Genomic DNA, 11,861 nt, shown 5'->3' with positions numbered 1-11,861 from the left:
CCGTCCCGGCAATCGAGCAGTACAGACTGGTTCCAGTGGTGACGCCGGGCCATCGGCATGGTGAAGAAATCAGCCTGGATCGGCAGCAGCGGGACCGCACCGGAGGGCACCGCGTTGCCGGCATCGGCCCCTAGCGTCACAGGCGTGGCGACCGCCGCCAGTTCGGCCAGTGTCTGACGCTCGAAAAGCTGGCGCGGCGTCAGCAGCCAGCCGGCCGCGCGGGCGCGCGCCACGATCTGCAGGCTCAGGATCGAGTCGCCGCCGAGTTCGAAGAAGTTGTCCGAGCGGCCCACACGCGGCAGGCCCAGTACTTCGGCCCAGATACCAGCCAGTGCGGTTTCCACCTCGCCCTCGGGGGCGACGAAGGTCTGGGCGCTCTCGAATGCCGGCGCCGGCAGCGCACGGCGGTCCAGCTTGCCGTTCGGGGTCAGGGGCAGGGCGTCGATCGCGACGAATGCCGCCGGCACCATGTAGTCGGGCAATTCGGCGGCCAATGCGGTGCGGACGGCGGCGATATCCACCTGCGCGCCACCAGCCGGCACGACATAAGCCACCAGCCTTGCGCCGGAAGGGCCCTCGATAGTCAGCACGGCCGCGTTGCCCACACCTTCCTGCGCGAGAATCCGCGCCTCGATCTCGCCCGGTTCGATCCGGAAGCCGCGAATCTTCAGTTGCTGGTCGATCCGGCCCAGGTACTCCAGTTGCCCGTCAGGCAGCCAGCGCGCCAGGTCACCCGTGCGGTAGAGCCGCGCACCGTCGTCGGCAAACGGATCGGGAATAAAGCGCTCGGCGGTGAGTGCCGCGCGGTTCAGGTAGCCACGGGCCAGGCCATCTCCCGCGATAAACAGTTCCCCGGCCACACCCGGCGCCACCGGATGCAAACCCGGATCGAGCACGCGGATGCCGAGGTCGGGGATGCGCTCCCCGATGGGGCTGCGTGCGCGCGTGGCGGGGTCCAGGTCGGCACACCTAATCGGCCGGTACGTCACGTGGACCGTGGTCTCGGTGATGCCGTACATATTGATCAGCTGCGGCGCGGCATCACCGGCATGGTCGATCCACGGCCGCAGCGCCTGCGGATCGAGCGCTTCGCCGCCGAAAATGACGTAGCGCAGCGCCAGCGGTGCCTCGTAAAGCTCGGGTTGCGCCAGCAAGGCGCGGAAGGCCGATGGCGTCTGGTTCAGCACCGTGACGCGCTCGCGCCGCAGCAGCGCGATGAATTCCTGCGGGGCGCGGCTCACGTGGAAGGGAACGATCACAAGCTGGCCGCCGTGGCACAGCGCGCCGAAGATCTCCCACACCGAGAAATCGAACGCATACGAGTGGAACAGCGTCCAGACGTCGTCCGCGTTGAAGCCGAACCAATGCTGCGTGGACGCCAGCAGCCGCGACAGGTTGCCGTGCTGCAGTTGCGCCCCTTTCGGCCGCCCCGTGGAGCCCGACGTATAGATCACGTAGGCCAGATGTTCCGGCCGTACGTCGACATCGGGCGCCGTGTCGGGCCACACGAGATCGTCGGCGTCGGCATCCGGCATCAGCACCGGCAGGCCATCGCGCGGCGGCAGCAGGTCGCGCAGCGCCGGTTGCGTCAGCAGCGCCGCAATGCCGCTGTCCTCGAACAGATAGGCCAGCCGCTCGGCCGGATAGGCCGGATCGAACGGCACATAGGCGCCGCCGGCCTTCAGGATCGCCAGCAGCCCGACGATCATCTCGGGCGAGCGTTCCATGGCGATGCCGACGCGCACCTCGGGCCCCACGCCGAGTGCGATCAGCCGGTGCGCGAGCCGGTTGGCGCGCCGTTCGAGGTCTCCGTAGCTGACCGTGGTGTCGCCATGGCGCAGGGCGATGGCATCGGCGGAACGCGCCGCGTGGCGCTGGATCTGGCGATGCGCGGGCTCGATGGCAGCGGCGCGCCGCAGCGGGCGGCCGGCGGCAAGCTGGTGCGCAAGCACCGCGCCGTCGTACGCGTCGAGCAGCGGCGTCGCCGTCAGCGGCAGGTCCGGTTGATGCATCAGGCCCGACAACTGCGTCACGTAGTCGCGCAGCAGGCGCTCGGCGCTGGCGGCGTCGAACAGCGCGCAGTCGTACTCCAGATGGAGCGTGACATCCTCGGCGCCGGTTTCCGCATCGAGAATCAGGTCGAACTTGGCGCCCGTCTCGCGGGCTTCCACAGCCTCCACGGTCAGGCCCGGCAGCGACAGCCCGGCACCTGCCGTGGCGGTGCGCAGGTTGAACATCACCTGGAACAGCGGCGGCCGGCCCGCATCGCGCGGCACGTGCATGCGGTCGAGCAGCACTTCGAACGGCAGTGCCGCATGGCCCAGCGCGCCCAGCGCATCGGCGCGCAGGCTTTCGCAGAGCGCGCAGCCGGTCACGCCGGGCAAGACGCGCGAGCGGTAGACGTGGGTATTGGCGAAGAAGCCGACCACATCGTCGAGCCCATCGCCGTCGCGGCCGGTGTGCGGCACGCCCACGGCAAAGTCATCCTGCCCCGCATGGCGGCTCAGCAGCGCCTGCCACGCCGCCAGCAGCGCCACGAACGGGGTGCAGCGCTGCGCGACGCAGAACGCGCGCAATGTGCGGGCGAGCCGCGCGGGCAAGGCAGCGTTGACGCGGCGGGCGATACGCGTCGCGTCGGCACCATGCGGGCGGTCCGTGGGGAGTTGCAGCGCGGGCACATGGCTACCCAGCAGGCGTTGCCACCAGTCGCGCTGCGTATCGAGCGCGCCGCTGGCCAGGGCATCGCGCTGGCGGCTGACATGGGCGGCAAAGGTCGCACCCGGTGTCGCAAGGCGCACGGCGTCGCCCGCCAAGGCTTGACCGTAGGCTTGCGCGAGATCGCGCGCAATCACGGCATTCGAGACGAAGTCCGAGATAATGTGGTGCAGCGACAGCAGCAGCACGTGGTCGTCGGGGGCGCGCATCAGCAGCGTCGCCCTCAGCAGCGGCGCCTGGCCCAGGTCGAACGGCCGCGCGGCTTCGGCGTCGATGCGGGCGTGCAGCGCGTAAGCGCCCATCGCCAGCGGGGCCTCTGCCAGCGCAAACGCCGGCGAGGGCTCCACCACCTGTCGCGGCAGCGCGCCCGGCGTGGCCGCATCGGCGACGAAGCGCGTGCGCAGCGCCGGATGCCGCGCCATCACGGCGCGCAGCGCGGCATCCAGCGCGGCGCGGTCCAGCGCCCCGCGCAGCACATAGGCGCGCGTCTGGTTGTAGGCAGTGCTGCCCGGCTCGTATTGCAGCAGGAACCACAGCCGCTGCTGCGAGAACGACAGCGGGGCGTCGCCGCCATCGGCTGGCCCAGTGGACGCCATGGCGTCGGCATCCACGCCAGCAGGCAACTGGGCGGCCGCGTGCGTTGCGGATTCGGCGTCCTGCTCCAGCAGAAGCGCCAGCAGCGCTGCCTGCTGAGCAGCGTTGGAAGATTGCGTCATGAATGCGGTCCTGAAGAAGTAGCCTGTTTTCCCGGTATCCCGATCGGTCGACGCCCCGGCGCGTCCATCGCGCCGGGGCTGTCGTCATGCCGTGGTGCCGGCCGATGCGCGCAGGGCGGCAAGGGCCTCCGGAGACATCGCCGCCAACTGGCGTTGCAGGCGGGCGAGCGTCTCCAGGCCATCGGGGTCCGTAGCCGTGGCGCGCAGGGCGCCGGCCAACGCGGCGGCACTCGGGGCGTCGAACACCACCGCAGGCGCGATTTCCAGCTTGAGCAGCTTGCGAATCCGCGCCACCAGCTTGATGACCAGCAGCGAATGGCCGCCGGCCTCGAACAGATCGTCATGGACCGCCAGCGTGGGCGCGCCAAGCAGATCGCGCAGTTGGTCGAGCAGCAGCGCTTCCAGCGCGCTGTCCGGCTCGCGGGACGGGACGGACGCCCCGTCCGGCTCGGCAAGGGCCGAAGCAGCGAGTGCCCGGCGATCGATCTTGCCGTTGCGCAGGCGCGGCAGCGCCGCGACGGCAAACCACTGCGCGGGAATCATCGGATCGGGCAGGCGCTCCGCCAGCGCCTGGCGCAGTGCATTGCGTCGCGCGGCTGTCAGCGCGCCATCCGCTTCCGCCTCGGGCACGAGCCACGTGGCCAGACGTGTAGAGTTCGCCCGTTTCACCGACCGTCGCCGGCTGCCCCGCCACAGTGCGGACATGAGCCTCGCAGTTCGCCAGGACACGCGTCAGCGGCAGGGGCGCTTCCGGCAGGTCGGCGGCACGGCCCGCTTCGTGGACCAGGATGCCCACGGTGGTCTCCGTGGGGCCGTAGTGATTGCAGAGGCGGACATCGGGTGCACGCTTGCGCAGGCGCGCCAGCAATGCCGGCGAGGCCGCTTCGCCGCCCACCACCACTGTGGCGTGCGGCGGCAGCGCCAGCGGCGCCGCATCGCCGTCGAGCAGCGCATCGAGATGGGACGGGACGATCTTCAGGCAGTCCACCTGTTCGCGGGCAAGGAAGCGGGCAAAGCTGGCGGCATCCTGCATATCGGCATCGTCCGCCACACAGAGGCAGCCGCCACGCCACAACCGCTCGCAGCGATCGAGCCGCAGCGCCTGGCCGGAGGCCGCCGCATAGTTGAGCAACTGGGCGTGCGAGATCGGCACCCCCTTTGGCGTGCCCGTGGAGCCCGACGTGTAGAGCACGTAGGCCGTCTGGTCCGCTTCGATATCGGGCAGCGACGCCCCGGACGTGACGCCGGACGAAGACGCCGGCCACGCGGCGACATCCGCGTGCGGTGTCGGACCGGCTGCGTCCGCGAGGTGCGCGGCGTCGGTCAGCATCAGTGTGGCGCCGGCGTCCGCCAGGATCCGCGCGCGCCGCTGCGGCGGCCATGCGGGGTCCAGCGGCAGATAGGCGCCACCGGCACGCATCACCGCCAGCAGCGCGATCACGAGTTCGCCGGAACGTGGCAGCAGCAGGCCCACCGGCTGGCCCGGGCGCCAACCCAGTGACGGCAGATCGCTCGCCAGCGCATCGACGGCGGCGGACAGTTCCGCATAGCCCCACTGGCGACCACCGGCGGATAGCGCGGCGGCCAGTGGCCGTTCGGCGGCCCAGTGTGCCAGCCGCTGCGGCAGCATCTGGGTGCCGACGTGCAGCGCCGGACCGTGCATCGCCGCGATACGAGCCTGATCCGCGGCCGTGGCCAGCGGCAGCGCCGAGACGGTGGTCCCCGACTGCGTCGGCAGGGTCCGCAGCAGGGTCAGGTACTGGTCGAGCAGGCAGGCCATCGCGTCGGCGCGATAGTGCTCAGCCGAATAGTGCAGCGCCAGTTCGCCCGGCAAACCAGCATCGCCGGCATGGACGTGCAGCGCCAGCTCGACGCCCGGCGTCGGTGCCTGCGGCGCAGCGATGCGCCATGCGATATCGCCGTGATGCGCGCGGAGCAGGGCAGGGCCGGTGGTGGCGAAGCCGATACGCGTCGGCGTGCCGGACGCGGCATCGGCCGTGGCGTGCTCGCGCCAGCCCGCGTGCTGCTGAAGCTGGGCGCTGAACTGGCCGAGCCAATCGGCGACGCTGCGTTCCGCGTCGGGCTCTACCGTGACGGGGAGCACCGACTCGTAGCGGCCGACGGCGCCGGCCAGCGCCTCGAAATCGTCGCGGCTATCTTGCCACCAGCCCGCGCAGAATCGGCCCGTGGGATCGAGTCGGGCGAGTAGCAGCCACCATGCCGCCTGCAGCACATGCACGAGCGGCAGGTCGAGCTGGCTGGCCAGGCCGGCGAGCGCAGCGGCATCTGCCTCCGGCAGTGGTGCCGATAGCGTGCGCAGCGCGCCAATGGGCGCCGTGCCCGCCTGCCGCCACGGCAGGCGCGGGGCGTCGAGCCCGGCAAGACGGTCGCGCACGGCCTGCCAGTAGGCTTGCCCGGCCTCGACGTTGTCCTGCGCGAGACCGGCGGTCCACTTGAGGTAATCGGCATAGGACAGCGGGGCTTCCCCGGCTGGCACGGCATCGTCGGCGTACGCCTGCGCGAGTTCGCGCATCAGCGTGACCAGGCTCGGGCCATCGATGGCGAGCGGATTGGCGGCCAGCGATACGTGCGTACGTTCGGTGCCGCCCGGTTCGCGAAGGCGCTGGACGCTTGCCTGCAAGGCCGGCACATCACCACGGGCTGCAGGCGCCGACAGCGTCATGACGGGCGCCGGGCCTTCGAAATGCTGGCGCAGTCCGCGCAGGCCGTCGACGCGTCCGAATGCCAGGCGCGCAGCCGGATGGCGCGCGGCGACGTGCGCCAGTGCCCGCTGCAGGCGCTCGGAATCGAGCGTGCCGTCGAGGGTGGCCGTCAGCGTGAGCGGAACGTCCGCGTGTGCTTCGAATGCCCGCTGTTCGCGGCCAAGGGCCTGGGCGTGGCCCGGGAAATCGCTTCCGGTGCCGAACGGATGGACGATGGCATTCATCGTTCAGCCCTCCAGCGTGGCGAGGGCCACTTCAGCGCTGTCCGCCGTAGCGGGACGGCCCGCCAATGCCGGCAGGTCGCGGCGCTCGAACATGTCGCCCATCGCCACGACGATCTTGCGCGGCCCCTCGAACGGATCGCGCGCGTGGGCGGCCAGCATGTTGTCGAGCATGACCACGTCGCCCTGGCGCCACTGGAAGCGCACGGCGCAGGCTTCATACAGTTCGCCGATCAGCGCCATCACGTCGTCGCCGATCGGGCTGCCGTCGCCAAACAGCACCTGCCGTGGCATCCGCTGCGGGCCGACGATCTCCAGCAGGTCGCGTCGCACCTCGGGGTCCAGGCAGGCCGTGTGATGCAGTTGCACCTGATTGAAGAAGTTGCGCTCGCCGGTGACCGGGTGGGCAATCACGGCGGGACATTGCTCGCGGGTCTGCAGCGTATCGGCGTCCAGCCATGCGAAATCGGTGCCCGAGGCGCGCAGCCGGGCCTCCACCTCGTCGCGCGAGTCCGTCTTGAAGAAGTCGCGCCAGCTCACATCGAGCTTGTCGTTGAACGTGCGCACGTAGCGCAGCCCCTTGCTTTCGAAGCGGGCGGCCAGTTCACGCGGCAGCCGGCGATACATCTCGCGGCAGTCGACAATCGGCGTGGCACCGCCGACGGGCGAGGGCAGCTCACAGAAGAACCACTGCTTGCGCGGCCAGCGCGACAGGTGCGCGCTTTCATTGTGGTACAGGATCATCTCGCGCTCCGGATACGGCGTGGAGCGATACGTGTTGCGGCCGCCTTCCTTCTTCGGCAGATCGCCATACGACCCATAGAGCCCCGGCTCGATCGATTCCGCGAACCGTTCGAACTCCTGCGGCGTGCGCAGGCCGAAGCCGCGCAGCAGGATGCCGCCGTGGCGGCACAGCGTGGCCTCGATGTCCTGCCGATGGGCCAGCGCCCATGCCACGGGGTCCAGGTCCGGCGTGGTCGGTTCGATCACGATGGGGAAGGTCTGGCCCGGCGACAGGAACGACGTCCGCACGAGCGGCGCGGCCGGAGCCGCTTCTGCCGCCGTTTTCGGGAGCCCGGCGACCTTGCCGAGTTTGTTGAGCTTGGCGAGCTTGTCGAGCTTGCCGGGACTGGAAATCTGGCTGGAAGTCATGGCGGGCATATCGGTAGCGGGTTCGCAAAGGCCGGCCGGCACAACGAGGCCGGACAACGGAAGGGCGGGGTTCGACACGGCCTGGGCCAGCACGGCGCCGTAGGCATCGGCAATGCGGCGCGCGGTGGCGCGCGGGAACAGGGCCGTCGCGTAGACCCATTCGGCGCGCAGGCCATCGGCGTGGGGGTCGAGGAACACGGCGAGGTCGAACTTGGCGGCGTGGACAGGCGTCGGCAGGCGTTCGGCACGCAGGCCCGCGAACTGGCACGCGTCGGCAGGCGTGTTCTGCAGCACGAACAGCATCTGGACCAGCGGGTGCCACGCGCGCTCGCGCGGCACGCCGGCCACTTCGACAATGCGCTCGAAGGGAAGGGCCTGATGATCGAAAGCGGCCAGCGTGGCATCGCGCAACTGGGCCAGCAGGGCAGCGAACGTCAGCGTGGCATGGGGCCGCGCGCGCAGCGGCAGCACGTTGACGAAGAAGCCGATCAGTTCCTCCAGCTCGCGCCGCGTGCGGCCGGCCACGTCGATGCCGACCAACTGGTCTTCGGCACCGCCCAGCCTGTGCAGCAGCGCGTGGAAGGCTGCCAGCAGCACCATAGCGCGTGGCGCCGTGGGCACGGGCCAGCGCATCGACGCGCGCCAGCAGCGCATCGGGAAGCTCGCTGTGGCATGCGGCGCCGGTGGTCGAGGCCACGGGCGGGCGACGGTTTGGCGACGGGATCGTCGTAAGGCGCGGCGCGCCTTGCAGCGCATCGCGCCAGAACGAGGCCTCGGATGGCTGGGACCGCGCGCCGTCCGCGCCATGCTGATGGACGGCGTAATCCGCGTACTGGATCGGCAGCGGCGGCAGATCGAGCGCGGTGCCCGCGATGGCGGCGTTGTAGCCGGCCGCGAGCGTATCGAGCAGGATGTCGATGGACCAGCCATCGCCGACGATATGGTGCAGCGTGAGCAGCAGCGCGTGATCGTCGTCGGCCAGCCGCACGAGCCGCGCGCGCAGCAGCGGGGCGCTGGACAGATCGAATGGTTCGCGCGCCTGGGCTTCGGCCAGTTCGTGCAAGGCCGCCGCGCGCTGGGATGCGTCCAGCGACGACAGGTCGTGGTACGGCAGATCGATCGTCAGCGCGGACGCGATGCGCGCGGAGGGCGCACCGTTCGCGTCGGCCGGATAGGACGTACGCAGGATTTCGTGGCGTTCGACGAGCGCGTTCAGGCTGGCGCGCATGGCCTGCGCGTCGAGCGGGCCGGCAAGGCGCAGGCCGCCGGCCATGTTGTAGATCCAGCGGTCAGCGGGCGCGGCAATGCGGTCCGTCAGCCACATGCGCTGCTGCGCGGGCGCCAGCGGCATCTCGCCGGTACGCGGTGCGCGCGCAATCGGCGCGTCGGCGCCATCGTTGCCGCCGACTTGGAGCGACTCCAGCGCGGCCGCGCAGGCGGCGAGCGTAGGGTGCTCGAACGGCAGACGCATGGGCACCGCCGCGCCGAATCGCTCACGCAGGCGTGCCACAAGGCGCGCGGCCGTCAGCGAACTGCCGCCGGCCGCAAAGAAATGAGCCTGCCGGTCGGCGGGCGCCGCGCCCAGCAGCTCTTGCCACAACGCGGCAAGGGCGATCTCGGCTTCGCCGCGAGGGGGCTCACCGGCGGCCGGGGCCTGGCCGTTGGCGGAGATTCCGCCGCGCGAGAAGGCGCCATGCGACCACACGGCGCAGGCGTCCAGACCGTCGTCGAGCCAACCCTGCCGACACGCGCAACCCTGCCGACACGCGCTGCGCTGGAGCTTGCCGCTGGTGGTCTTGGGCAGGCCACCGGGGTTCAGCAGCAGCGCCACGGCCAGCGTTTCGCCACAGGCATTGCCGACCGCTTCCGCGAGCGCCTGGACCAGCGCCACATGTCCGATGCGCTTCTGGTCCGGCCGCGAGATCTCGACGGCAATGCCAATCGCCTCGCCATTGGGGCCCTGCACGGGAAACGCCGCCACGCGGCCACGGCGCGCGGCGGTGACCTTCGCTTCCACAGCCTGCTCGATATCCTGCGGATAGAGGTTCTGGCCGCGTACGATGATCAGGTCCTTGCGCCGGCCCGCGATGTAGAGCTGGCCGTCGCGCATCAGGCCGAGATCGCCGGTGCGCAGCCGGCGTTCGGCACCGGCGTCGCCAGTGAACGTGGCCGCCGTGGCGCTGGCATTGCGCCAGTAGCCGTGGGCCACGCTCGGGCCCGCGATTTCGATCTCGCCAACGTGCCCATCCGCGACTGCCCGGCCATCCCGATCGGCAATGCGCACGGTATGGTCGGCGCGGGGGAATCCGCAGGCGACCAGTTCCATGCCGCTGTCGGTGGCATTCGCCGTCTTCCCCAGGCCCTGTGCCAGGGCGGCAGGGTCGAAACGCTCGCTCAGCATGCCCGTGCCACGCTTGCCGCCAGTGGCGAACAGCGTAGCCTCGGCGAGGCCATAGCACGGATACAGCGCCTGCTTGCGGAAGCCGGCCGGTGCGAAGCGGTCGACGAAGGCACGCAGCGTGTCGGCGCGCACGGGCTCCGCGCCCGAGAATGCGACGTCCCAGCTCGACAGGTCGAGCCCTTCGAAATGGCTGTCGCGCACGCGTTCGACACAAAGCCGATAGGCGAAATCGGGGCCGCCCGACAGCGTGCCGCGATGCCGGCTGATGGCCTGCAGCCAGCGTGCCGGCCGCTCCAGGAAGAACTGCGGCGACATCATCGCCACGGGCACGCCGCTGTGGATGGGCTGCAGCAGGCCGCCGATCAGGCCCATGTCGTGATACAGCGGCAGCCAGCTGACCATCGTGTCGCCGGGCCGCACGCCCATGCCGGTCGCGATCGCCACCTCGTTCGCAATGACATTGCCATGGCTGACCATGACGCCCTTCGGCGAAGCCGTGGACCCCGACGTGTATTGCAGGAAGGCCAGCGTGTCCGGGCCGGCAGGGTAGGGATGCCAGTCGTGCCGCGCGGGCGGCTGCGGATCATCGGCCAGGATCACGGCGGCACGCGGTGCGATGGCGGCCAGCGCATCGTGGTGCGCGGTGGCCTGCGCCGTGCTGGTCAGCAGCAGCGCGGGGTCCGCATCGCTGGCTATGGCGCGCAATCGCGCGACCTGCGCCAAGCGGACCGCGCCGGGCTCGAAGGCGGGCACGGCGATCAATCCCGCGTAGAGGCAGGCGAAAAACGCGGTCATATAATCGATCCCGCTGTCGAGCAGCAGCATCGCGCGGTCGCCGGGCGCGGCGCGCGACGCCAGATGGGAGGCGAGGGCGCGCACGCGGGCATCGAGCGAGGCGTAGTCGTAGCGGGTATCGCCGGCGGCGTCGATGGTGATCAGTGCCGTATCGCCGGCGCGGTGCACGGCCAGTTGGCCGAGGTGGGCCACCAGCGTGGCCGGGACGTTTGGAGCGGACTGCATACTTGGGATCGACTTTTCAGGAAGACGGTTGGCTTGGATGCTTGGGCGACGCGGCGGGCGTCACGCAAACGCGGGCATGGTGGATGCCTGAGGCGCCTCCAGATGGGTCACGAGGCGGCGAACCACTGCGGCCGGATCGTCGTGCAGGAAGAAATGCCCGCCGGCAAACCAGTCCAGCGTGTGGCCGACCTGGGATTCGATGGCCCAGGCATGGAGGTCGGCGGGCAGGATCGGATCGTCGTGGCCCGCGAAGACATGCAGCGACATCGGCAGCGGTGGGACGTCGGCACGCTGGAAGCTCTCGCAGACGCGATAGTCGGCATCGAGCACGTCCAGCGTCATGCGCAGCAGCTCGGGATCGGCAAAGCCCGGAAACGACCAGGCCACGCGGCAAGCCATATCGGTCATCGCGCTGGCGAGGGCCTCGAAATCCCGCAGCAGCGGCTCGTCGAGACGCGCGCCACGGCCGGGCGGCTCCAGCGGAACCAGCGCGATATCGGCCGGCAACAGGCGGCGCCAGCGCAGATACGTCGTGGCACTGGCCCCCGCGTGCGGCAGGCAGAACAGCTGCAACGCGGCCATGGTCAGGCGTTCGTCCGCGTTGGATCCTCCATGAAGCGGCGCAGGCTCAGCGGACGCATATCGGTCCACGTGCGCTCGATATAGTCCAGGCAGGCCTGCTTGCCACCGCTGAAGCCTGCCGCGCGCCATCCGCCCGGAATGGCCTTGTAGTCAGGCCAGATCGAATACTGCTCTTCGTGATTGACGAGAACCAGGAATGTGGCGTCGTCGCGATCGAAACTCATGGAAAGCTCCCGTTCGGTACTGGATCATCCGGCGCCACCGATATGGCGCCCGTCACCTTGTTGGACGAAACGGGGAAGCAAGTATTTAGGGGGGGTGGTTTTGGGGC

5 protein-coding genes and 1 pseudogene are annotated in these 11,861 nt (G+C 70.2%); all 6 read right to left on the bottom strand.

All coding sequences use genetic code 11. The features are described 5' to 3' along the window. Positions 1–3,431, bottom strand: a 3,431-nt coding sequence (locus tag OR16_RS24440; RefSeq protein ID WP_006160794.1) for a non-ribosomal peptide synthetase, incomplete at its 3' end; no start/stop codon positions are given. An 84-nt stretch (positions 3,432–3,515) separates the two neighbouring features. Further along, on the bottom strand, positions 3,516–3,767 hold the full coding sequence (locus OR16_RS46290; protein ID WP_237717204.1) for a phosphopantetheine-binding protein: 252 nt from the start codon (positions 3,765–3,767) through the stop codon (positions 3,516–3,518). Positions 3,768–3,771: 4 nt separating this feature from the next. Continuing rightward, positions 3,772–6,378 carry an AMP-binding protein gene (locus tag OR16_RS24435; protein WP_237717200.1) on the bottom strand — a complete coding sequence of 869 codons (2,607 nt, stop codon included), beginning with the start codon at positions 6,376–6,378 and terminating at the stop codon, positions 3,772–3,774. Between the two features lie 3 nt (positions 6,379–6,381). Continuing rightward, positions 6,382–10,948: pseudogene (locus OR16_RS24425) on the bottom strand (condensation domain-containing protein). A 60-nt stretch (positions 10,949–11,008) separates the two neighbouring features. Further along, complete coding sequence (locus OR16_RS47405) at positions 11,009–11,530, bottom strand: thioesterase II family protein (protein WP_006160789.1); 522 nt, start codon at positions 11,528–11,530, stop codon at positions 11,009–11,011. A 2-nt stretch (positions 11,531–11,532) separates the two neighbouring features. Continuing rightward, complete coding sequence (locus OR16_RS24415) at positions 11,533–11,754, bottom strand: MbtH family protein (RefSeq protein WP_006160788.1); 222 nt, start codon at positions 11,752–11,754, stop codon at positions 11,533–11,535. Positions 11,755–11,861 lie beyond the last annotated feature (107 nt).

The sequence above is a fragment of the Cupriavidus basilensis OR16 genome (assembly GCF_000243095.1).
GTDB classification, from domain to species: domain Bacteria; phylum Pseudomonadota; class Gammaproteobacteria; order Burkholderiales; family Burkholderiaceae; genus Cupriavidus; species Cupriavidus basilensis_D.
The sequence above is the reverse complement of the archived record's forward strand: the minus strand, read 5'-3'. Positions and strand labels throughout refer to the sequence as shown.